Source organism: Mitsuokella apri (genome assembly GCF_051886055.1).
Lineage (GTDB): Bacteria > Bacillota > Negativicutes > Selenomonadales > Selenomonadaceae > Mitsuokella.
Genome location: NZ_JBJEXT010000059.1, coordinates 14,736 through 39,176, shown reverse-complemented (window position 1 = coordinate 39,176; position 24,441 = coordinate 14,736). Strand labels below are relative to the sequence as shown.

Here is a 24,441-nt window from a genome sequence, read left to right as displayed (position 1 = left end):
TCAGTCTGCTGCTGAATAAATAAGAAGAGAAATCTTTTTGGCTGCAGAGCATAGCAACTATGCTTGACGTGCCAAAAAGATTTTTTTATAATAGGAAGATAGTAAATGAAAAAAGAAAGCAGTTTCAACCATATCGGAAAATAGGAAAGGGCGATAGATTGATGAATATCCGGAAGATCGGCTGTGTACTGGCCGCCTGCCTGATGGTATTCATGAGCCGCGTCTATGCCGAGAATATGCAGTTTGTAGATGCAAACGGTTCGACGGGCTATTATGTAGATACCGATTCGATTTCATCGGATCAGGTCGTGGAAAACGATGTGCAGAAAACACTCTGGACTGCCAGAGTGGCCGTTATTCGCGCCGACCTCAACAGGCGGTACATTTATCTCATGCAGTTTGACCCGGATAAGCGAACGTATCAAATCTTTGCTTCTGAGGTACAGCGTTACGATACGAAGGATGTCCTGCAGTCGAGTGATCAGGCAGAGCCTGTAAGGCCTTACCTCGCGACTTCACCGATGAACGAGATCGTGCAGTTCATCATGACAGCGCCGTCATCTTCAACCGAATAAAAAAGAGCCTGCCCGTTTGGGCAGGCTCTTTTCCGATTTATGACAATCTGCAAAGGATTCTTGTTTGCAGAATTCACGATATTGAGATGAAAAAAAAGGACGCTGACGCGTCCAAAAAGCAAGAACAACTATAAAATATAAGTGCTTTTGAGTATATCGATTGCTCGACAAATTCATTATAGCGGGGCAGTTTTGCTTTGTCCAGACATTTTTTATTTTTCTAGAAGAAATTTTAAAGGAGGAGTCAATATGTCACAAAACGCTGTTTTAAAGCAGCGGACAGCATATTTGTCCATCTTTTCCAATACCACGCTTGTACTGCTGAAACTCGCTGTCGGCATTTTTGTCGGGGCCGTCAGCCTGATTTCTGAGGCCCTGCACTCAGGTGTCGACCTCATCGCAGCGCTCATCGCCTTTTGGGCGGTGCGCAAGTCGGTCACGCCGCCTGACGTGGAGCATGACTACGGCCATGGCAAATATGAGAATCTTTCTGCCGCTGTCGAGGCTGTCCTGATTGTGGCCGCAGCCCTCGGCATCGTCTATGAGGCCGTATCGAAGTTTCAGGAGTCAGCTGTGCCGGAGTTCCTGAGCTACGGCATTCTCATCATGGTCATCTCGATTGTCATTAACTTTTTTGTTTCGCACCGTCTGATCGTCGTGGCAAAAAAGACGGGCTCGCAGGCGCTTGAGGCCGATGGCCTGCATCTGCGCGCGGATATCTGGACCTCAGTCGGCGTACTCACAGGACTTGTCCTCATGCAGGTGACGGGCTGGGCCTGGCTGGATCCTGTCATCGCCATCTTCGTCGCGGGCATCATTTTCCGCGCCGGCTGGCGCATGATTGTCGACTCGACCATGCAGCTCACGGATGCCAGCCTGCCGGAAGAGGAAGAAGCGCGCATTCGCAAAATCATCGAGAGCGTGCCGGAAGTCAAGGGCTGCCACTGTCTCAGGACGCGCAGGTCCGGCTCGTATAAACTCCTCGATGTGCATGTGCTGTTTGATGGCAATATGCATCTTTCACAGGTTCATGCCATCTGCGATGAACTCGAACAGCTCATCCGCAAAGAATTTGGCACCTTTGACATCATGATTCATCCGGAACCTGCCGGCTATCACGATGTGGAGACAAAGGTCAGTCTTTACGAGGAATCGCAGGCAAATGTCAGTCCTGCACAGAAAGTCTGAGCTTCTTTTTGTTTCTTTCCTTGCTATTTACAAGAAACTATGACAGAATAGACTCAGTACAGAATGTAATTTGTAAGAAATAAATCAAAAGGGGAGGCCGGATCATGAAGTTCCGCAAGATTTTCAGTGCGCTCCTGAGCGCTGTATTCCTCATTTCTTCTATGGGCATCACGGCAGCTGCCACGCCGGAGACGGTGCAGGATAAACTCGGTGCAATCGAAAAGGATACGTATGGCACCGTACAGACAGGTGCTCTTGTCGACCGCATCAATAAGCTCGAGAAGGATTACGACGGCACGCACAGAAGCGGCAGTATGATGGCGCGCGTCAACGCGATTTACGATGAAGTCTACACGAACAGCACGAAGCCGTCGCTGCTCGCGGACCTCAATGCGGTGGAATGGAATATCGGCCACGAGGTCAGCATGGACCCCGTGGATTCGCGCATGGCAGACCTTGAAATGGACATGACGGGCAAGACGGGGACCGGTACATATAAGGAAAGACTGGCCACGCTTTCGAAAGCATCCTTTGGTTCCGCCACGCTGCCCCTTGACCAGGTGCGCGTGCCGGCGGATACGCTCATCAAGGTTGCTCTCGTGACGCCGGCCAATTCGAATAATCTCAAGGTCGGCGACACCATCCAGTACAAGATTGCCGATGATGTCATCGTCAATGGCAAGCTCGTCTTTGCCAAGGGTCTGCCGGGCGAAGGCACGGTGACCAAGGTCAAGCAGGCGCGCAACTTTGGCCGCAATGCCGAAGTCTCGATTGACTTCAATAAGACGAAATCCATCGACGGCACCTATGTCGATACGTACATCGGCGAAGCTGCCAAGAAAGAGATGAAGAGCCTTGCGATGGCCGCTGGCGCAAGTCTTGCCGGCATTGCCATCCTCGGTCCTATCGGCATTGTCGCCGGTGCCTTTGTCCATGGCAAGGATGTCAATCTGCCGGCCGGCACCGAACTTTACATTCAGACAAAGGCCGATACGACGCTCTATGGCGTGGTAACGACACAGGCTCAGTGACGCGATTCTGCAAGCTGATGAAGGAGACCTCCCGCTCAAGGCGTGGGGCCTTCTTTTTATCTTATGATTATCTTCTGTCAGTAAGGAATGATTAGTACCTGCTGGCAAGACAAGGCGATATTCTTCTGATATAATGAAAGATAGTCTTTTTGAGACAGTTTCTTTTTCATTTTCAGGTTTTCCGATTTTCTGGAAAGGATGAAAGAATGACTTCACATAGAATTACGCCGCTGACGGAGAGCGGCCTGCTCTCCGCCCTGACGGTCATCCTGGCACTGGCTGCGGTCTATCTGCCGGTAATCGGCATGGTGGCAGCGCTGGTCTGGGCCCTGCCCGTGGTCGTACTCGTCGTGCGTCATGGGCTGCGCTGGGGCATGATGGCAGTGCTGGTCTCCGGCATCATCATGGCCCTTCTCATCGAGCCGACGCTTTCCCTGCGCATGGTCCTGTCATTTGGTCCGACGGGACTCATGCTCGGCTATGCCTTCCGCCATCGCTGGTCGGGAGCCAGGGCTTTTGGCATGACGCTCATCGCGTCGGTTGCAGGCAAGCTGCTGACCTTTGGCCTACTGTTCCTCATTACTTCAGTCAATCCGCTCAATCTGCAGATGGATGTCATGCGTCAGAGCTTTGACCAGACGTTTGCCGTTTACGAGCAGATGGGGCTCAATGAGCAGGCTATTGAAGAAAGCCGCGGCCAGATTGAGCAGGCTCTTACGTATCTGAATCTGCTGCTGCCGTTCATCGTGGGGGTCATGGGGCTTTTGGATGCTGCTGTGGCCTACATTGTCAGCAGCCGCGTCCTGCGCAGGCTCGGCGAGAATGTACCGCAGCTGCCGCCTTTTGCGGAGTGGCGTCTGCCGCAGTTTTTCCTGTATCTCCTGGGCTTTGCCCTCGTCGGTATTTACTGGGGCGGGTCGCGTGAAATTCAGCCGCTTTATCAGGCTGCGTTCAATCTCAATATGGTGGCGATGGGGGCCGGCATCATACAGGGACTTTCCCTGATGAGTTATGCCATGGACCGTTTCCGCGTGGGGAAACTCATGCGTGTCTGCCTTTATGCCTTTGTGCTGCTGGGCGGCGTACTCGTGCAGATTTTGGCCTTTACAGGACTTTTCGATATGCTTTTCGATTATCGGCGCCGCTTTGGCCAGAAGAAGCAGTGAGGCTGTAAGAGGAATGAGGTGAGAAAATGCCGCGGAATCTCTCGGCATGGATCGATCTTTCGATACATTTGTTCGTCATATTGCTGCTCGTCGGCGTCCTGTCGTGCTATAATCATTTTGTAGCTGCCATTGCTTTTGTTGTCTGGCTCTGCCTGGTCCTTTTTGCCAGGGAGCGCTGCCGCGACCGTTCGCGCCGTTTTGAACGGTACTGCCGCAATGTCGTGCGCAATCTCAATGAGATGATGAATTATGCCATTGAGGACCTGCCGCAGGGCATCCTGATCGTCAATGAAGAAGGCCGCATCCAGTGGTGCAATGAGCGCCTGGCGGAATATGTCGGCGAAAAGCCCGAACAGGATACGGATATCAAGGATATTTGGCCGTCCATCATTGTCGGCCCCGTTTGGGGGACATCAGGCGAATACGTCTTTGCACACGAGGAACACTATTATCAGGCGCGCTACCGCCCCGTGCCCGTGCCGCCGCATCAGCAGCCGCTGATGGCGTTTTATGTTCAGGATATCACGGGGTTTGAGACGCTGCGCAATTCCTACAAGCTCAGCCGGACGGTCCTTGCCTATATCCAGATTGACAATTACGATGAGGTCATTCAGGGCCTCGATGAAGCTGCCCGCACGGCGCTGCTGCTGGCCGTCAATCAGCAGCTCGATGCCTGGATGAAAAATCTCGGCGGTTTCATGCGCCGCGTCTCAGATGACCTTTATGTGGTCATTCTGGAGCGCAGGGCCCTCGATAAGGCGATTGCGGCCCGTTTTGACATTCTTGACAAAGTCCGCCAGCTGCACAGCACAAACAGGCTGCCCGTCACGCTTTCCATGGGCGTGGCCGTGGCCGACTGTCAGAGCATGGCAGACCTTGGCACGCAGGCACAGGCCGGGCTTGACCTGGCACTTGGCCGCGGCGGCGACCAGGTTGCTGTGCAGATGGGCGGCAAGACACAGTTCTTTGGCGGCCGCGCCAAGGCCGTCGAGAAACACACGCGCGTCAAGGCACGCGTCGTCGCCCATGCCATCCGTGAAATCATGGATGGCGCAGATGCCGTCTTTGTCATGGGTCATCATAATGAAGATTTTGACTGCTTTGGCGCTTCGATGGGCGTCGCGAAAATGGCGCGTCAGCTCGGCAAGCCCGTGCACATCGTCCTGTCGGATATGAATGAAGGCATTGGTAAGTTTGCCGATATCCTCAGGGGCAAGGAAGAATATCAGGATATCATCGTGCGGGCTGATGAACTCAACAACATGACGGCCCTCAATCCGGTGCTCGTCGTTGTCGATACGCATATCCCGCATCTCGTCGCAGACCCGTCTCTTCTCGAACGCATTCACCGCGTCATTGTCATCGACCATCACCGCCGCAGCGAGCATTTCATCAAGAATCCGCTGCTCGTCTACATCGAGCCGGCTTCGAGTTCTTCAAGTGAGCTCGTCACGGAGCTCTTGATGTATTTCAGCGAGAACCTCGTGCTTTCGCGCATCGAGGCCACGGCCCTTTATTCGGGCATTGTCGTCGATACGAAAAACTTTGCCGTGCAGACGGGCGTCAGGACATTCGATGCTGCGGCCTATCTGCGGCGCAGCGGTGCCGACCCTGTGATGGTGCGCCATCTTTTCCGCACGGATTACGAGACGACCGTGGCCCTTGCCAAAGCCGAGGCCCGTTCGGAATTTTACGAAGGTGGCCTCATCGTCTCGACCTGTCCGGAGCTCATCTCGAACGGTCAGGTCATTGCCGCGCAGGTCGCTGACTCTCTGCTGCGCATCGAGAATGTGCGCATGAGCATCGTAGTCTTCCAGCTGACAGCGGATACGGTCGGCATCAGCGCGCGCTCGACCGGCGAACTCAATGTGCAGGTCATCATGGAAGCCTTTGGCGGCGGCGGTCATCAGAATGTGGCCGGTGCGCAGGTCAAGGACGGAAATGTGGAAGAAATCAAGAAAAAGGCAATCGAGATTGCCCAAAAATACATAGAGGAGTATGATCAAGATGAAAGTAATCTTACAGCAGGACGTTAAAAAACTCGGTAAAAAAGGCGATGTCGTCGAGGTATCGGAAGGCTACGGCCGCAATTTCCTGCTGCCGCGCAAGGCAGCAGTCCTGGCCACGGCGCAGAACCTCAATGTAGCGAATGCTCAGGCTGGCTCAAAGGCCCGCAAACAGGCCATGGCTGCCGACGAAGCCAAGCTCATGGCCAAGCAGCTTGAAAAAGTCGAAGTCAAGATTCCTGTGCGCATCGGCGATGGCGGCAAACTCTTCGGCAGCGTCACGGGCAAGGATGTGGCAGAAGCGCTGAAGAAGCAGAACATTGACATTGATAAGCGCAAGATCACCATTCAGGGCGAGGTGACGGGTACAGGCGTTTATGAAGCTGTCATCAAGGTTCATCCGACTGTCACGAGCAAGATCAAGGTCAGCGTTGTTGCTGAGTGATTTTAAGGCCTCCTCGCAAGAGGGGGCTTTTTGTTTCAGGATATATAGATAAGGAAGGCATATGAGTTTTTTAGACCGGTTCTTTCAGCATAAAGAAAAGGAAGAACAGCAAAAACAGCCGGCAGAACAGGCACCTGTAGAAGTCCTGCCCATCGACCGCGAAATCGATGCACTCTATCAGGCCCTTGTCGACCTCATTGGCACGGATGCTCTTGTCATTCAGGCGGGGCGGCTCAATGCGATGAAGCTGCTGCGTTCCACGGACCGCTGCGAACGCGTTCTGGCCCTGCAGCGCATCTTAGACGAGGACCCGCTGATTCATCCGGCTCCGCGGGAAAAGGATTTGCCCGAGATTCTGCAGCTTTTGACGGAGCGCATCGCCGAGAAGCGCGCGCGCAAGGATGTGGAAGAGCGCATCGAGAAAAAAGTCAATGAAAAGCTCGAAAAAGAGCATCAGGAATACGTTGAAGATATCCGCAAGCAGGTCATCAAAGAGGAGAAACCTGCTGCTGAGTCCCCGCAGGACGCCATCAAGCGCGAAAAATTAGAGAAACTCGACAGCATCCATTTGACGCAGTCTGTCATGGAGCTCTTGCGGCCCAGGGATTTCAGCGAAATTGTCGGTCAGGAACGCGCAGTAAAATCACTGCTGGCGAAATTGAGCTCGCCGTATCCGCAGCATCTGCTGCTTTACGGCCCTCCGGGCGTCGGCAAAACGACGGCCGCCCGCCTTGTGCTTGAGGCTGCGCGCAAAAAGTCATCTTCGCCTTTTCGCGAGGATGCGCCCTTTGTCGAGACAGATGGCACGACCCTGCGCTGGGACCCGCGCGATATCACGAATCCCCTGATCGGGTCGGTTCATGACCCGATCTATCAGGGCGCGCAGAAGACACTGGCGGACAGCGGCATCCCGGAACCAAAGCCGGGACTCGTCACGGAAGCACATGGCGGCATCCTCTTCATCGATGAAATCGGCGAGATGGATGAAATGCTGCAGAATAAGCTCTTAAAAGTTCTTGAGGATAAGCGGGCCTATTTTGAGTCGGCCTATTACGACCCGACGGACCCCAAGGTGCCGCCGTACATCCGCAAGCTCTTTGAGGAAGGCGCACCCGCAGATTTTGTGCTGATCGGTGCGACGACGCGCGATGCCAGTCATATCAATCCGGCCCTGCGTTCGCGCTGCGCAGAGATTTATTTCGAGCCGCTGACGCCAAAGCACATCGAGCAGATCGTCCGCAACGCGGCGGCCAAGCTCAAGGTCAGTCTGGCTGACGGTGTGGCCGGGCTCATTGCCGAATATACGATTGAGGGCCGCAAGGCCATCAACATCCTCGCCGATGCTTACAGCCTTGCCCTTGAGAAGGCGGGAGGAAGCTCTGAAAATCTGACGGTCGGCCTCGATGAAGTCTACGAAGTGGCACAGGTCGCACGGCTTTACCAGTTTGTCACGAAAAAGGCCAAACACACAGCCGTGCAGGGGCATATCTTCGGCCTCGGCGTGGCAGGCTTTTTGGGTTCGGTCATCGAGATTGAAGCCGTGGCGTTCCCTGCTCACGAAAAAGGCAAAGGGACCGTGCGCTTTAACGAGACAGCGGGCAGCATGGCCAAGGATTCTGTCTTTAACGCAGCTTCCGTCATGCGTCAGCTCACGGGCCGGGATATCCATGACTACGATATCCACATCAACGTCATCGGCGGCGGCAATATCGACGGTCCGAGTGCCGGCACCGCTATTTTGGCCTGTATCGTCAGCGCCGTGACGGGCCGCAAAATCCGTCAGGATGTAGCCGTGACCGGCGAAATTTCCCTTTCGGGGCGCGTGCGTCCGGTCGGCGGTGTTTTTGAAAAGGCGTATGGCGCACGGCAGGCCGGCATCCGGACGCTCGTCATCCCGAAGGAAAATGAACGCGATATCCCGGAAGACCTTTTAGGGCTCGATATCCACGCCGTGACCACAGCCAAAGAAGCCTTTGCGCTGATTTTTGAGGAGGAGTAAAAATGGCATTACCAGAGCGTGTGCCGCCTCAGAACATCGAAGCCGAACAAGCGGTTCTCGGTGCGATGATGATCAAGAAAGAAGCAATCGTCGAGGCACAGGAAATCCTGCAGCCCGATGATTTTTACCGGGAGGCGCACCGCCGCGTCTATGCGGCCATGCTGAAACTCTCGGAAAACAATGAGGCCGTAGACCTCGTCACATTGACGGAGCAGCTTCGCCGCGACGGCGACCTCGAAAAAGTCGGGGGCATTCCGTTCATCACGACAATTGCCAATGTCGTGCCGACAGCGGCGAATGTCAGCTACCATGCCAAGATTGTCAAGGAGAAGGCCGAACTGCGCCGTCTCATTGATGCGGCAACCGAGATTGCCGGAGCGGCCTATGAAGATGCAGAGCCCGTTGAGAACATCATGGATGCGGCCGAACAGAAAATCCTCGCCGTAGCCGGCACGCAGGTAAACAATGGCTTTGAACCGCTCAAGAGCATCCTCATGCGCACATTTGAACACATCAATATGCTCTACGAGTCAAAAGGCGGGATTACGGGCCTGCCGACTGGCTTTAAAGACCTTGACAGAATCACGAGCGGCCTGCAGCCCTCAGACCTCATCCTCGTGGCTGCACGCCCTTCGATGGGCAAAACGGCCTTTACGCTCAACATCGCTTCCTATGTCGGCCTGCACGGCGGCAAGGTCGCGTTTTTCTCACTCGAGATGAGCAAGGAACAGCTCATGCAGCGCATGCTCTGTTCCGAGGGACAGATTGATTCCCAGCTGCTGCGCACAGGCCAGCTCGATGATGACGGCTGGAACCGCCTTGTCACGGTCGCCGATCAGCTCAACCGCGCTCCTATTTACATCGATGATACTGCGGGCATCACCGTCATGGACCTGCGCTCGAAGGCCCGCAGACTCAAGGCAGAGCACGGCCTTGACCTCATCGTCATCGACTATCTGCAGCTCATGCAGGGCCGTCCGAGCCGGAATGGCGACAACCGCCAGCAGGAAATTTCCGAGATTTCGCGTTCGCTGAAGGCGCTGGCCCGGGAACTCGATGTGCCGGTCATTGCACTTTCCCAGCTCTCGCGCTCGGTCGAGGCACGCCAGGTCAAGCGGCCGATGCTTTCCGACCTGCGTGAATCGGGTTCTCTCGAACAGGATGCCGATATTGTCATGTTCCTTTACCGCGAGGATTATTACGATAAGGATACGGAGCATAAGAATATGACGGAAGTCATCATCGCCAAGCACCGCAATGGCCCTGTCGATACAATTCAGCTGTACTTCCAGAAAGAATTTACGAAGTTCCGCGATATGCTGCAGCAGTAAATTTTCATGTGCTTTTTTGCTTGACAAATGGCAAGTGACGTAATACACTTTAAGTATGAAAACGGTCTCATAAAGAAGAATCACACGGAAGCGAGAGGAAAAAAGAAAAGGGGGAAATCTTCATGAAAGAAATTCGCTTGGACAGTCCGCTCAACGGACAGCTCATCGAATTGAAAGATGTCAAGGATCCGGCTTTTGCCAGCGGCGCAATGGGAAAAGGCGCGGCTGTCAAGAATCCGGACGGCAAGGTTTATTCGCCGGTCGATGGTACCGTCACGGTACTTTTTGGCACGAAGCATGCCATTGGCATTCATGCAGACGACGGTGCCGATATTCTGATTCACGTCGGCATTGACACGGTCAATCTCGGCGGCAAGCATTTTGATGCCAAGATTGCGCAGGGCGATGCGGTCAAGAAAGGCCAGCTCCTTTTAGAGTTTGACCCGGAAGCTATCAAGGCAGAGGGATATGACACGACGACGCCGGTTCTCGTGACGAATGCCTTTGACTACGACAAAATCACGGTAGCCCTTGGCGACCAGGAAATCACGACGGTCACGGCCGAGCCGGAAGAGACGAAGGACGAGGCCCCGTCTGCTTCTGCAGAAGCTGCATCTGAACCTGAGGAAGATTACAGCAATCTGCCGAAGGAAGAGCGCGTAGCCAAGCTCATCTGGAAATATGTCGGCGGCCGTGACAATGTCCGCAGCGCTGAGCACTGTGCAACGCGCCTGCGCCTCATCATCAACGATAAGTCCAAACTGAACGAAAAAGCAATCGAGAATATCGATGGCGTCAAAGGCCAGTTCTTCGCGGCTGCCCAGTATCAGATCATTCTCGGCACGGGCTTTGTAGACAAGGTCTACGATGCTTTCACGGCCGGCACGGATCTTGCCGGCGCCAGCAACAACAAGGCTGAGGCCTATGCGCAGATGTCGATGGCCCAGAAGATTTCCCGCACGCTCGGCGATGTCTTCGTGCCGATCATCCCGGTTCTCGTTGCTACCGGTCTTTTCATGGGCCTGCGCGGCGCCTGCCTGAGCATGGGCGTCCAGTTCAGTGACAACGTCCTGCGCATGAGCCAGATTCTCACGGATACGGCCTTTGCCTTCCTGCCAGCCCTTGTCTGCTGGTCCACGACAAAGCGCTTTGGCGGCACGCCGGTCATCGGCATTGTCCTCGGCCTCATGCTCGTCGCCCCGCAGCTGCCAAATGCTTATGCGATTGCCGCTGGTGAAGCCCAGCCAATCATGATGAATTTCCTCGGCATTGAAGTGCCGGTCGTCGGCTATCAGGGTTCTGTTCTGCCGGCGCTCGTCCTCGGCATCTTTGCCGCGAAGCTGCAGAAATGGCTCAAGACTTTCATCCCGGATGTCATCGACCTCATCGTTACGCCGTTCCTGACGCTCTTTATCTCCATGATCCTCGGCCTGCTCATCGTCGGCCCGATCATGCACTGGATTGAACTCGCTGTCTTCGGCGCTGTTCAGGCGTTTCTCGCTATGCCGTACGGCATCGGCGGTTTCGTCGTCGGCGGCATCCACCAGGTCATCGTCGTCTTTGGTGTACACCACGTCTTCAATGCCCTTGAGGTTCAGCTGCTCGCTACGACCGGCGTCGACCCGTTCAATGCCATCATCACGGGCGCCATCATTGCCCAGGGCGGTGCCGCAGCTGCTGTCGCTGCCCGCACGAAGAACAAAAAGAAACGCGCTCTCTACGTTTCTTCCATCGTGCCGGCTTTCCTCGGCATCACGGAGCCTGTCATCTTCGGTATCAATCTGCGTCTCATGAAGCCGTTCCTCTATGCACTGGTCGGCGGCGCCTGCGCAGGCGGCATTGCCGGTTTCCTGCATCTCGCCGGTACGGGCATGGGCATCACGGTTCTTCCAGGTACGCTTTTGTACCTCGACCATCTGCCGCAGTACATCCTCGTCAATGTAGTTGGTTTTGCCGTAGCGTTTGCTCTGACGTTCACGCTGTTTAACCCGGAAAAAGAAGACGAAGCGTAAGAAACGTACGGGCTGCCTTTACGGCAGCCCTTTTTCTTTCCTTATAAGTAATAGTAAAGAGGGGAATCGTCATGGAACATTTTGATAAAAAGGCCATCGACAGTAAAGTCGCAGCAGGCCTGCCGTTTACGGACCGCTGGCACAATCGCTTTCATCTTGAGATGCCGTTTGGCCTCATCAATGACCCAAACGGTCTGACTTATGCGGATGGTGAATATCATATTTTTTTCCAGTGGAATCCGCTGGGCTGTGAGCATAAGAACAAATGCTGGGCCCACGTCCGCACGCGTGATTTCGTACATTATTCACTGCCGGAACTTTCGCTTTGGCCGAGCGATGAGCACGATAAAGATGGCTGTTATTCGGGCTGCGGCTTTGCGGAGAAGGGCAAAGTACGCGTCTTTTATACCTGCAATGCCAAAAATGACGGCGTCCGCACGCCGGCGCAGCGCCTTGGCACGCTGCAGGAAGATGGCTCGGTACGCAAAGACGAAATCGTGATTCCCGACAGTCCGGAGGGTATCACGGGCCATTTCCGCGATCCGTATCTCTTTCATCGTCATGGCAGGCGCTATTTTGTCATCGGCGCACAGGCGGACGGTGAGAAGCCGCGCGGCACGGTCCTCATCTATAAAGAAGGCAAGGATGGCTGGCAGAATCTCGGTGAGCTCCATACGCGCCTCGGCGATTTCGGTTATATGTGGGAATGCCCGAATATGCTCCATTTCGGCAGCTACGATGCCCTGATTTTTTGCCCGCAGGGCCTTGAGGCACGCGAGTTTGACCGTCAGAATCTCTATCAGGCCGGCTATATTGCAGGCCATCTGTCGCTTGACAGCATGGATATGATGCAGCATACGAAATTCCAGGAACTCGACCATGGCTTCGATTTTTATGCACCGCAGGTTTTCCAGCACGAGGGGCGCCATATTCTGCTCGGCTGGATGGGCATGCCCGACAGGGATGATGAGTATCCGACGCGTGAAAAGGGCTGGATGTACAGCCTGACGATGCCGCGCGTGCTGACGCTCCGTCAGGGCCATATCTTCTCGCGGCCGGCTGCCGAGCTCAAGGCACTGCGCATCGAGGACACGGCCCTCGATATTGACAGCGATATGGAAGACAAACTGTCGACCCGTCTCTTCGATGGCTCGGAAGTTCTCATGGACATCACACTCGGCAAGGCAAAAAAAGTGGAACTGACTCTTGTTTATGGCCTTGAGAAGACGGTGTTCTCCTATGACCATACGACCCAGGTCATGACGATTGACCGCACGGGCATGAAAAATGGCGGCCGCGGCGTGCGCCGCTTCAAGATGTTTGTCGACCGCGTGCTTTCTCTGCAGCTTTTTGTCGACCGTGCAGCCGTCGAGGCATTCTTCCAGCATGGTGAAGAAGCGGCCAGCTTCCTCGTCTTCCCTGAGAAGAATATCCGTCCGGAACTCCGGGTGACGGCAGATGCCCCGCTCGAGACCGTTACGGGCCGCGTTTGGGAGCTCGACTCTTTCCGCTTTAATCCCTAATCCCTGAAATCTGCCAAAAGGAATAGACAGCAAAAAAGCCCCGAAACAGATAATCTGCTTCGGGGCTTTTCTGTAAACCGATATATAACATACAATCAGTTATTCACAGCACGTTTTTCTGGTGGGGCCGCCAATGGCACTCGGCGGATGCGCTCAAATGGAATCTCTGCAAAGGAATAGCGGATATCCAGATAAGTATCGGAACGTGTAAATGTAATTTTTTTCAATGTGAACTTCGTAGTAGCTTTGATACGTTCGATATAATACTGCGCGTCTTCCGCGGAGAAGGGACCCTGTTCGATGATAACGCGAATGTTGTCGATCATCATGGGAAACACCTCCAACAAAACCGACGGCATGACTTTGAGAAATTCAAATATCATGCATTGAAAACTTGCGGGCTGTTGTAAGCGATGAGAGGGATAGGGGCGTATCCTTCACAACTTACGGTTATTATACTACAGATTGGAATTGATGTTAACCTGCATTTTACGTCTAATTTATGGAAATTCCATGATTTTGTGGAATTAATCCCATTAAGATAACGTTTTCTATATAAATAATGGCGGAACATGCATATTTTTGCGCAAAAGATACGGCAGAACGAGGAAATCATCGACGTTCTGCCGTTCTTTTGCTGGATTTATTTGCTTAGAGAGGTCAGATAAAGTACATGAGGCTTTCCGTTGACTTCTCCTTGTCGATGGCCGTGAGGATATCATCGAGCGATACGGAGGCAAGTGTCTGCTGGATGGCCTTATCGAGCGGGTCAAAAACGCAGGAAGCCAGTGCGCGGTCGAGTTCCGGCATCTTTTCCTGAGCAGCCGGGGCTGTTTTTTCCATGAGTGACAGCTCGATGGACGCAAGAATGTCATAGGTCGTGATGCTGCGCGGCGCGCGGGCCAGCTGATAGCCTCCCTGGCTTCCTTTTATGGAAGTGACGAGCTGAGCTCTCTTTAATAAGGAAAAGACCTGTTCCAGATAGATCTTCGAAATGCCGAGTTTCTTCGAGATATTGACAATGGTGATAGGCGTATCTGCAGCATAATTGCGGGCAAGATAGGTCATGGCAGCAAGGCCGTAACGGCCCTTGGCAGAAATCTTCATCTATATTCCCTCGTTTCTACAAATATTCATACCAAAACGATATGTCATTCTAGTATACTATAGTATATATCATAGTAAAAATAGAGGAAAAAGTCAATCCCCGCAGAATTGCTATTGACAAGCCGGATAGCCTGTGCTAATATATAAACATATTAATCATATATGTTTTCAATTAAGCGTTTAAGCAAGAAGATAACAAGAAGATAAATGGAGGTATTCACCATGGCTAAAGTTTACAACAGCGTTACGGAACTGATTGGCGGCACGCCGCTTCTGAAGGCCAATAATTTCATCAAGGCCAACGACCTTAAGGCAAACATCTACGTCAAGCTGGAGTATTTCAATCCGGCTGGTTCCGTCAAGGACCGCATTGCCAAGGCCATGATTGAGCAGGCTGAGAAAGATGGCAAGCTCAAACCGGGTGCTACGATCATCGAGCCGACTTCCGGCAACACGGGCATCGGTCTTGCCAGCGTCGCAGCTGCACGCGGCTACAAGGCCATCCTGACGATGCCGGAGACGATGAGTGTGGAGCGCCGCAACCTCCTGAAGGCTTACGGTGCCAAGATTGTCCTTACGGACGGCTCCAAAGGCATGAAGGGTGCCATTGCCAAGGCAGAGGAGCTCGCCAAAGTCACGCCGAACTCGTTCATTCCGGAGCAGTTCAACAACCCGGCTAACCCGGCTGCCCATGAAGCAACGACGGGCCCGGAAATTTACAACGACCTCGACGGCAAAGTAGATGCTTTCATCGCCGGTGTTGGCACGGGCGGCACGCTGTCGGGCGTTGGCCACTACCTCAAGAAGCAGAACAAGGACATCCATGTTGTCGCTGTTGAGCCGGCAACGAGCCCGGTCCTCTCGAAAGGACAGGCTGGCCCGCATAAGATTCAGGGCATCGGCGCAGGCTTTGTGCCGGAAACGCTCGATACGAAGGTTTACGATGAGGTCATCGCTGTTGCCAATGAAGATGCCTTCAAGTATGGCCGTCAGTTCTCGCACGTCGAGGGCGTGCTCATCGGCATTTCTTCCGGTGCTGCCCTTTCGGCAGCCATCGAGCTCGCAAAACGTCCGGAATTTGCAGGCAAGAACATCGTTGCTCTGCTGCCGGATACGGGCGACCGTTACCTCTCCACGGAGCTTTTCGCAGAATAAGCAAAGACAGATCCCTCTTAAATCACACAATTTCGGGCAGGAGCTATCAGGTTCCTGCCCGTTTTCTGTGTCCGGATTTGTTTGCAAATAGCAGAGATGGTATAATAACAGCAAAAACGTCTTATTTTTTTACGATAGAAAAGTCCGGACAGGGGAGGTCGTCAACTTGCGTATCGTTGTAGTAGGAGCCGGCAAGCTCGGGTACAGCATTGCTTCGCTGCTTTCTAAGGAACAGTTTGATGTGACTGTCATCGACCACGATGAAAGCCAGCTTGAGGCAGTCAAGAATACCCTCGATGTACTGACTATCTTTGCCAACGGTGCAAGCCCTATCACGATGAATGATCCTGACATTCGCGGCTCGGATATCCTGATTGCCGTGACGGCCAGTGATGAAGTCAACATGGTGGCCTGCATCCTTGCGAAAAAACACGGCATCAAGCACACAATTGCGCGCATCCGCGATATGCAGTTCATGAGTGAAGCAAAGGATTATCTCAAGGAAAATTTTGATATCGACCTCATGCTCAATCCGGAGCTCATTACGGCCAATGAAATCAACCGCATTCTCATGACGCCGGCCGCACTCGATGTCGAAGATTTTGCCCATGGCAAGATCCGCCTGTTCGAGACGAAGGTCCGGCGTTCATCGCCGCTGGCTGGCATTCCCTTCAAGGATATTGATTTCCCGAAGGGCGTGCTCGCGGGCATGATTTTTCGCGATCACCGCATGATCATCCCGCACGGCGATGACTGCCTGCTGCCGCATGACAATGCGTATTTCATCGGCATTCCGGAGGAAATCGAGAAATTCAGTCAGACCTTCGTGCAGCGCGATGCGCGCAAACTGCACCGCGTCATCATCATCGGGGCGGGGAGAGCCGGCCGCGCTCTGGCGCCGATGCTCGAAAAGCAGGGCGTGCGCGTCAAGGTCATCGATAAAGATCCGGACCGCTGCCGCCTCATGGCCGATAAACTCGTCGACGGCATTGCCATCTGCGGGGACGGCACGGATATCGACCTTTTGACGGAAGAGGGCGTGGCTGAGGCCGATGTCGTCGTCTGCCTGACAGAGGATGATAAGCTCAATCTGATGCTGGCTCTCTTGGCCCGCCATATGTCGCATAATAAGACCAAGACCGTCGTGCGCGTTGCGCGCAATGAATACGTCGAGCTCATGGAGAAAGTCGGCGTCGATATCGTTCTGTCGGCACGCCTGCTGTCTGCAAGTGAGGTCCTGGCCTTTGCCAGACGCGGCGGCGTCGTTTCGGTCTCGCTGCTCGAAGGCGCGAAGGCCGAGGCCGTCGAAGTCATTGTGCAGGAAGGCGCACCCGTGGCGGGCAAGCCTTTGATGGCGGCCAAGCTGCCGCGCGAATGTCTCGTCTGCGCCTATGTGCGCGATGGCGAAGCCGTCATTCCAAATGGTTCTACGGTCCTGCAGCCTGGGGACCGTACGATTCTCTTTATCCAGACACAGTTTTCGAAAAAGGTCATGAAGTATTTTAAGGGCAAAGAATGAGAAGGCGGAGGAAGAGTCCATGTTGAAGTTGAGGCAGAGCAGTCGGCAGCTCGATATCTTCTGGCTGCTCATGGGCGGCGTGTCCGAAATCATCGGGCTCTCTATGTTTGCGCCCATGGCTGACAGCCTGCTCGGGCAGGAAGGGAAATACTGGATTTATCTGGTGCCGGCTGTCCTGTCCATGATGCTGGGACTTGGCTTTATCTGGCTGGGCCGCGACCATAAAAGACAAATCAATGTCTGGGAAGGTGCCCTTTTCATGGTGCTGGTCTGGCCGCTGCTTTCCATGCTGGGCATGATGCCGTATGTGCTGTCGGGTATTTTGCCCCATCCCGTCGATGCTTTTTTTGAAAGCGCGGCCGCCATCACGACGACGGGGCTTTCGTGCCTTGATTATGCGCGGCCAGATATGCTGCCAAGCATGATTCTCTGGCACAGCATCATGAACTGGCTGGGCGGTCTCAATTTCATCATCATCCTTTCCACCGTGCTGCCGCAGGTCAGCGGCTGCTTTGGCCTGACGCTCTCGGCGCGGCAAAGTATTTTTTTCAGTCCTGTCTGGCACAAGATGGCAGAATCGGCGCGGCAGGGCTTTGGCGTTTACGCGAGTCTGACGGCCCTGTCGTTCTTCCTGTATCTTTTGGCCGGGCTGGAGCCGTTTTCGGCGCTGACGCGGGCCATGGTGACGCTATCTTCAAGCGGTTCGGCTGAGACGACGGCCTTTGTGGCCTACGACAGTCCCAATCTGGAACTGGCTGCGGGCATTTCGATGTTCATGGCTGGCCTCAATCCCCTGCTTTGCTGGAAGGCCTGGGACAGGCTGAGTTTTCGCCTGATGCTCCGCGATACGGAGCTGCAGGCTTATACGGCGCTGCTCTTAGCAAGCGGCGGCCTCATTGCCTGGAACCTCTGCCGTACTGGTGTTTACAATATTTCAGACAGTCTGCGCTACGGCTTTTTTCAGACCATGTCCTTTTTGTCGACCAGCGGCTTTGTCTCGGCGCCGTGCTGGGACTGGCCGGATTTTTCGCGCCTGCTGCTCTTTGCACTCGTCTTTGTCGGCGGCTGTATCGGTTCGGCGGGCGGCGGCCTCAAGGCCATGAGGCTTCTGGTGCTCATGCGCATGGCCGTGACGGAAGTGCGCCATACCCTGCACCCGCACATGGTCGTGAGCATCAAGATCGATGGACTGCCCGTGCCGATGAAAATTGTCGGGCGCATCCTGACGTTCTTTTTTCTGTTCATGAGCCTGTTCATCGTGTCTTCCCTGGTCATCTCGCTGGCGGGCATGAGTCTCATGCAGGCCATGGGCGTGGCCGCAGGCTGCCTGACGAGCGCGGGTTCGACGGCGGACCTCTTCGGCATAGCGGATTTCTCTGCGGCGCCTGCCTGGCTCGAGCTTTTCTGCTCGTTCATCATGATCATCGGCCGCATTGAGATTTTTTCATTCTTTGTGCTGCTCGATGGCGGCATCCGCTCGCTGGGACGGCATTGGTAAGCGTATTTTACGGATAAGGGGGGTGACAGCGTGAACTGGAATATCATCTATTATGTACTCGGACGGCTTGTTTCAGCAGAAGCTGTCATCCTGATGATTCCTTTTTTGATGGCTGTTTACGGTCAGGAGGCAAGTGCACCGGCTTTTGCCGTGTCCATCCTCATTTGCGTGCTCATCGGCGCAGCGCTGCGCGTACAGGGCAGGTCGGGAAATGAGCAGCTGACGATGCGCGAGGGTGCGGCCATCACGGGGCTTGGCTGGATGCTCGCGACTTTTTTAGGCATGCTGCCGTATCTTTTGAGCGGTTCGCTCGGCTTTCTTGACGGCCTTTTCGAGAGTATTTCGGGCTTTACGGGTACGGGTGCGACGGTTATGACGAGCATCGAGTCGCAGCCTTTCAGCATTTTGTTTTGGCGCATGATGACACATTGGTTCGGCGGACTCGGCATTATCGTCATTTTCATCGCGCTGCTGCCGCAGGCCGGCCAGAGCACGATTTACATGTACAACGCGGAGACGACGGGGCCGACGCGTGACCGCGTGCTGCCGCGCCTGCGCGAGATGACGCGCTCTCTTTTTGTCATGTACATGGTCTTCACGACGGCGGCCTGCATCATCTATCTGGGCTGCGGGCTCACATTCCTCGATGCCATCGCGCATGCTATGAGCACGCTCGGCACGGGGGGATTCTCGCTCTATGATGACAATGCCATGCATTTTGACAATCCGGCTCTCGAGAGCTGGATGACTTTTTTCATGATTCTTGCGGGCGGCAACTTCGGCCTTTACTACCGCGTCTGGAAGAAGGGGCCGCACGTTCTTTGGCGCAATACGGAGTTCAAGGCGTATCTCGGCATCCTCGCGGCAGCGATGCTTTTTATCACCTGGAATCTTGTCGCTGCAATGGGCATGACGCCCTCTGAGGCCTTCCGCTATGCGAGTTTCCAGGTGGGCTCTTTGTCGACCACGGGCTTTGTCTCGGCTGATTTTGACCAGTGGCCGGCTTTTTCAAAGGGCATCTTGATGATGCTGATGATTGGCGGCGGCTGTGCAGGGTCGACGGCCAGCGGCGTCAAAATTTCGCGCGTCGTGCTGCTCGTGAAGAGTGCCTGGGCCGTCGTGCATCAAAAGCTCAGCCCGCGCCGCGTCATCCGCGCGCGCATGAACGGCGTAGAAGTAGGAAACGATATTCTGCTGCGCGTCGGACAGTTCTTCTTTCTTTACATCTTCTGCATTGTCTTATGGGCGCTGCTTTTGACTTTTGACGGCATCGAGGCATTTGACGCCATCGGCATCAGCGTTACGGCACTCGGCAACGTCGGTCCGGCCTTTGGCATTGCGGGCGCGACCTGCACCTTTGCGGGGCTGTCGGACTTCACGAAGAGCATTCTCTGCGTGGAAATGCTCTTAGGCCGCCTCGAGCTCTTCACTTTGCTCGTCATGCTGAGCCCTGAATTCTGGAAACTTCGCCATCGCTGGTAAGAATTTTCATATGCAAAGGGAGCATCTGTGACATTTTACACAGATGCTCCCTTTTGTGTTATACTGAAACCATAACTCTGTTTTATGGATGAATTAAGTATTGGATTTATTTATTGAAAGAAAGCTGGGAATCCTATGATAAGCAATTTGATCGTGGCGATTGGTGCGGTCATTCCTTTGTTCTTCCTGATGCTCATTGGTGTAGCTGTCAAAAAGATGAAATTATTGACGGAGCTGGAACTCGCGCACGTCAACCGCATGGTCTTTAAGATTTTCTTCTTCTTCATGATGTTTTACAACATCTACACCACGGATATTGCCGAGACGTTTAAGCCGCATCTGATTTTATTCGGTGCCCTCGGCGTCCTCGCGTCGGCCATTATCGGTGGCATCGTCATTTGCCTGATTGAAAAGTCGAATAAACGCCGCGGGGCGATGATTCAGGCCATTTTCCGCAGCAACTTTGTCATCATGGGCATTCCAATCATCAGCAACATCTTCGGCGACGACCAGCTGGCCATTCCGACGATGATGATTGCCATCATTGTGCCGATGTACAATATCATTTCCGTTTTTATTCTCGAGACGTTCCGCGGCGGTCATTTTGACGTTTGGGGCATTCTCAGGAATGTGCTTAAGAATCCGATGATTCTCGGTGCTATTCTCGGTTTCGCGCTCCTGCTGCTCGGTATTCCTCTGCCCAAGGTCATCCTGAAGCCAATCAGCCAGATTGCCGCGGCAACGACGCCGATTGCCCTGATTATCCTCGGTGCTTCGTTCAAGGCTGGTACGTACCATGAGCATCTGCCGCAGCTCATTGGCTGTATCTGCGGCCGCCTCCTCATCGTGCCGGCCATCATGCTGAGCCTCGCAATTTTCCTCGGCTTCCGCGGCATCGAGCTCGTGACGCTCATGGCGATTTTTGCGACGCCGTGTGCCGTCGCCGGCTTTGCCATGGCCCAGCAGATGGGCAGCGATGCGGATCTTGCCGGCAACTGTGTCGTCTATACGACGGGGCTTTCGTGCTTTACGATTTTCGGCTGGGTCTTTGTCCTGAAGACGCTTGGCATGTTCTAATGATTCCCTTAACGGTACATAAAAAATATCTATGAGCGAACGCCTTGTCGGTTTTCTCTATGGATGGTATCATTTAGAGAAGATAGAGACGAAAGAAGAAATATCCTAGGGGGAATAGAGCATGCGACTCGATGAACTCATCAACACCCATCGACAAGACCTTAATGATACAGACATGGTCATCTGGAAATATATCCTGCAGCACCGGGAACTTGCAAGCCATATCTCCATTCATGAGCTCGCAAGGGAATGCTGCGTCTCGAGCACGACCATTGTGCGTTTTGCGCAGAAACTTGGCCTTGACGGCTTTGGCGAACTCAAGGCTGTTCTCAAAATGGAGGAACCCGACCAGCCGCATTACAACACGAATGTCATTGAGGACCTCAAGACATTCTATCTTAAGACTGGTGAAAAGATTTTCAAGCGTAATTTTGACAGTGCAAGCCGCCTCGTGCATGAAGCCAACCGTGTTTTTGCTTTTGCTTCGGGATACGTGCAGGCCAATGTTATGCATGAGCTAAAACGCCTGTTTTTCTACGACCATGTTTTTTTCTGTGAAATTCCGGCAAGGGAAGAATTCTATTCAGCACTTGAGACAGCGACAAAGGATGACCTGTTTATTGTGATTTCCCTGTCGGGGGAAACGCCGATCGTCGTTGAGGTCGCACGTGAACTCGGGCTGCGCGATATTCCGCTGATATCCATCACGAAGCTCCACGACAATACGCTGGCAAGCCTTTCGACCGTCAATCTCTACGTCTCACCGGCGGAATTCCAGCTCTACGATGCCGATGACGGCAAACATATTATGTTTAGGTCGATGATGCCGTACTTCATGCTCATCGAAGTCTGGTATGTCAAATACCGCATGTATGTGCATCGGCTGAAACAGAAAAACATTCAGTCAACAATATAAATGGATATAAACAAGAAGTGCCCTTGAACCCTTGCTATTGCTCATGTGTATCAATATCCGTGAAATGTACCATGGTACACGACAGGGGTAATGTGCCTGAAACCCGCGAAACTATTGCGTTCGCGGGCTTTTTTTAGTATTCTTTAGTCACAGGGAATCCAGAGAGATGGATCGGGGGATTGCAATCCTCCCTCTGGATGACAAGCCAAATCGATAAGAAACGAATCGAGGCGGCAGGGTTTTCAAACGTTATTATATGTAAGGGTAATGAAGATTTAGGGGGAATGAACATGTCGATCAAGAAAGATCGCGTCATGCAGGAATTGCAGCGGTTTGGCGGCGCAATGTACACGCCGGTCATTCTGTTCGCATTCTTCGGTCTCACGGTCGCCATCTCGATTGTCTGCAAGAACACCATGCTTCTCGGCAGCATCGCAGATAAAGGCACCGTCTGGTATGATTTCTGGTTTGTCGTAGAACAGGGTGCCTGGACGGTATTCGCCCAGATGCCAATCCTCTTTGCCATTGCGGTGCCAATCGGCTTCGCAAAGAAGGAACCGGCGCGCTGCGCAATGGAATCCTTCGTCATCTACATGTGCTTCAACTACTTCATCTCCGGTTTCCTGACGCTGCACGGCAGCTTCTTCGGAGTTGACTACAGCCAGGCCGCTGGTGCCGGCACGGGCCTCGCGATGATCGCGAACATCAAGACCCTCGATATGGGCATGCTCGGTGCTATCTTCATCGCCTGCTGCTCCTCGTGGCTGCACAACCACTTCTACGATACCGAGATTCCTGATTGGCTCGGTATTTTCAAGGGACCTGCTTTCGTCGTCGCCGTTGGCTTCGCCGTCATGATCCCGATGGCACTGCTCTTCTGCTTTGTTTGGCCGGCTGTCCAGCATGCAATTGAACAGTTCCAGTTCTTCCTGAAAACAAGCGGCATCGTCGGTGTCTGGTGCTACACGTTCTCCGAACGTATCCTCCTGCCGGCTGGTCTGCATCACTTCATCTACCTGCCGTTCATCTTCGGCCCGGCCGTCTGCGATGGCGGTATCCAGGCTTACTGGCTCCAGCACCTCAATGATTTCGCTACGAGCGCTCATTCGCTGAAAGAAATGTTCCCGGAAGGCGGCTTCGCCCTCCACGGTATGTCTAAGGTCTTCGGTCTTCCTGGTGCTGCTCTTGCCATGTATATGTGCGCAAAGCCGGAGAAACGCAAAAAGGTCGCAACGCTCCTGATTCCGGCAACGGTCACGGCCGTTCTCTGCGGCATCACCGAACCAATCGAATTCACGTTCCTCTTTGTCGCACCGCTCCTTTACGCAGTGCATGCCGTTCTCGCAGCTACGCTTTCCGCAACGCTGTACTTCTTCGGTCTTTCCGGTAACTTTGGCGGCGGCCTCATCGACTGCTTCGTCCAGAACTGGATTCCACTCTTCAAATATCATGCAGGCACCTACATCATGCAGATTGTCGTAGGCCTCTGCTTCACCGCAATTTACTTCTTCGTATTCCGTTATCTCATTCTCAAGAACGACTATAAGACGCCGGGCCGCACGGATGACGATGAAGAGGATAAGCTCTTCACGAAAGCCGAGTACAAGGCCAAGAAAGAAATGGAAAAGAAAGGTCTTGCCAATAATCCGGAAGCCCTCAAAGCTCAGGTCTTCCTCGATAACCTCGGCGGCCCGTCCAACATCAAAGAAGTCACGAACTGTGCAACGCGTCTGCGCGTCACGGTCGCAGATCCTGATAAAGTCGCTGCAGCCAGCAAGTTCACGAAGGCCGGTGCCTTTGGCCTTGTTAAGAACGGCCATGCCATCCAGGTCATCGTCGGCCTCTCTGTGCCGAATGTCCGCAGCTACTTCGATGCTCTCCTTAAAGGCGATATCGCCGATGTTCCGGTAGAAGCGAAAGCTGCTGCCAACCCGAGTGAACCCGTCAAGACGGATCTTTCGATGAAGCTCAATGCCTTTGCTTCCGGCAAACTCATCGACATGACGGAAGTTCCGGATGATGTATTCTCCCAGAAGATGATGGGCGACGGCGTTGCCATCGAGCCGACGACGGAAATGGTCGTAGCTCCGGCTGACGGCGAAGTCACCATGATCATGGAAGGTTCCTATCACGCCATCGGCCTGCGCTTGACGAATGGTGCCGAGATCCTCATCCACATCGGCCTCGATACGGTCAAGATGGGCGGCAAGGGCTTCCGCTGCCTGACGAAACAGGGTGCAAAAGTCAAGGCCGGCGACGAACTCATCGGCTTCAGCCGTGACGCCATCAAGGCTGCCGGCTACAAGGATACGATCATCCTGGCCGTCACGAACAGCGCCGACTATCCGCAGATGAAGAAAGCTGCCGATGGCGAAGTCGTAGTCAACGAAACCCCGATCATCTCCTTCTGA

At 53.8% G+C, this 24,441-nt stretch carries 19 protein-coding genes; 17 read left to right on the top strand and 2 right to left on the bottom strand.

Annotated elements, in window-relative coordinates:
- Positions 1-161: 161 nt before the first annotated feature.
- The 10 genes from ACI4OH_RS08660 to ACI4OH_RS08615 all read left to right on the top strand — a co-directional run bounded on the left by ACI4OH_RS08660 (position 162) and on the right by ACI4OH_RS08615 (position 13,276).
- Positions 162-575: a hypothetical protein gene (locus ACI4OH_RS08660; RefSeq protein WP_432646976.1), complete on the top strand. Its 414-nt coding sequence runs from the start codon at positions 162-164 to the stop codon at positions 573-575.
- A gap of 249 nt (positions 576-824) precedes the next feature.
- Positions 825-1,763, top strand: coding sequence for a cation diffusion facilitator family transporter (locus ACI4OH_RS08655; protein WP_432646975.1), 939 nt, complete (start codon positions 825-827; stop codon positions 1,761-1,763).
- A 104-nt stretch (positions 1,764-1,867) separates the two neighbouring features.
- Positions 1,868-2,794: a hypothetical protein gene (locus ACI4OH_RS08650; RefSeq protein WP_432646974.1), complete on the top strand. Its 927-nt coding sequence runs from the start codon at positions 1,868-1,870 to the stop codon at positions 2,792-2,794.
- A gap of 206 nt (positions 2,795-3,000) precedes the next feature.
- A complete protein-coding gene (locus ACI4OH_RS08645; RefSeq protein WP_432646973.1) occupies positions 3,001-3,960 on the top strand; it encodes a YybS family protein in 960 nt (319 codons plus the stop codon).
- 26 nt (positions 3,961-3,986) lie between these two features.
- Entirely contained in the window at positions 3,987-5,996 is a 2,010-nt protein-coding gene (locus ACI4OH_RS08640; protein WP_435721591.1) for a DHH family phosphoesterase, read from the top strand.
- The gene (rplI, locus tag ACI4OH_RS08635; RefSeq protein WP_432646971.1) at positions 5,968-6,411 is read left to right on the top strand and encodes a 50S ribosomal protein L9; all 444 of its coding nucleotides are present in this window, start codon (positions 5,968-5,970) and stop codon (positions 6,409-6,411) included. The genes ACI4OH_RS08640 and rplI overlap by 29 nt, the downstream gene beginning before the upstream one ends.
- A 61-nt stretch (positions 6,412-6,472) precedes the next feature.
- Positions 6,473-8,410, top strand: coding sequence for a Lon family ATP-dependent protease (gene lonC, locus ACI4OH_RS08630; protein ID WP_439784600.1), 1,938 nt, complete (start codon positions 6,473-6,475; stop codon positions 8,408-8,410).
- A gap of 2 nt (positions 8,411-8,412) precedes the next feature.
- Complete coding sequence (gene dnaB, locus ACI4OH_RS08625; RefSeq protein WP_432647437.1) at positions 8,413-9,741, top strand: replicative DNA helicase; 1,329 nt, start codon at positions 8,413-8,415, stop codon at positions 9,739-9,741.
- 122 nt (positions 9,742-9,863) lie between these two features.
- The gene (locus ACI4OH_RS08620) at positions 9,864-11,753 is read left to right on the top strand and encodes a glucose PTS transporter subunit IIA (RefSeq protein WP_435721586.1); all 1,890 of its coding nucleotides are present in this window, start codon (positions 9,864-9,866) and stop codon (positions 11,751-11,753) included.
- Between the two features lie 71 nt (positions 11,754-11,824).
- On the top strand, positions 11,825-13,276 hold the full coding sequence (locus tag ACI4OH_RS08615; protein WP_439784599.1) for a glycoside hydrolase family 32 protein: 1,452 nt from the start codon (positions 11,825-11,827) through the stop codon (positions 13,274-13,276).
- 95 nt (positions 13,277-13,371) lie between these two features.
- On the opposite strand, the gene ACI4OH_RS08610 is transcribed toward ACI4OH_RS08615, so the two are convergent.
- Positions 13,372-13,605 (bottom strand): ferredoxin, encoded by a 234-nt coding sequence (locus ACI4OH_RS08610; RefSeq protein WP_432647434.1) that lies wholly within the window; start codon positions 13,603-13,605, stop codon positions 13,372-13,374.
- A 331-nt stretch (positions 13,606-13,936) separates the two neighbouring features.
- Entirely contained in the window at positions 13,937-14,383 is a 447-nt protein-coding gene (locus ACI4OH_RS08605; RefSeq protein WP_432647433.1) for an RrF2 family transcriptional regulator, read from the bottom strand.
- A 222-nt stretch (positions 14,384-14,605) separates the two neighbouring features.
- On the opposite strand from ACI4OH_RS08605, the gene cysK reads away from it, so the two are divergent.
- The 7 genes from cysK to ACI4OH_RS08570 all read left to right on the top strand — a co-directional run bounded on the left by cysK (position 14,606) and on the right by ACI4OH_RS08570 (position 24,441).
- Positions 14,606-15,538 (top strand): cysteine synthase A, encoded by a 933-nt coding sequence (cysK, locus tag ACI4OH_RS08600; RefSeq protein ID WP_432647432.1) that lies wholly within the window; start codon positions 14,606-14,608, stop codon positions 15,536-15,538.
- Between the two features lie 166 nt (positions 15,539-15,704).
- The gene (gene trkA / locus ACI4OH_RS08595) at positions 15,705-17,057 is read left to right on the top strand and encodes a Trk system potassium transporter TrkA (protein ID WP_432647431.1); all 1,353 of its coding nucleotides are present in this window, start codon (positions 15,705-15,707) and stop codon (positions 17,055-17,057) included.
- Between the two features lie 19 nt (positions 17,058-17,076).
- Positions 17,077-18,555, top strand: a complete 1,479-nt coding sequence (locus ACI4OH_RS08590; RefSeq protein WP_432647430.1) for a TrkH family potassium uptake protein — start codon at positions 17,077-17,079, stop codon at positions 18,553-18,555.
- Between the two features lie 30 nt (positions 18,556-18,585).
- Positions 18,586-20,037, top strand: coding sequence for a TrkH family potassium uptake protein (locus ACI4OH_RS08585; RefSeq protein ID WP_435721582.1), 1,452 nt, complete (start codon positions 18,586-18,588; stop codon positions 20,035-20,037).
- Positions 20,038-20,172: 135 nt separating this feature from the next.
- A complete protein-coding gene (locus ACI4OH_RS08580; protein WP_435721580.1) occupies positions 20,173-21,114 on the top strand; it encodes an AEC family transporter in 942 nt (313 codons plus the stop codon).
- Between the two features lie 121 nt (positions 21,115-21,235).
- A complete protein-coding gene (locus ACI4OH_RS08575) occupies positions 21,236-22,030 on the top strand; it encodes a MurR/RpiR family transcriptional regulator (RefSeq protein ID WP_295634195.1) in 795 nt (264 codons plus the stop codon).
- Between the two features lie 290 nt (positions 22,031-22,320).
- The gene (locus ACI4OH_RS08570) at positions 22,321-24,441 is read left to right on the top strand and encodes an alpha-glucoside-specific PTS transporter subunit IIBC (RefSeq protein WP_435721576.1); all 2,121 of its coding nucleotides are present in this window, start codon (positions 22,321-22,323) and stop codon (positions 24,439-24,441) included.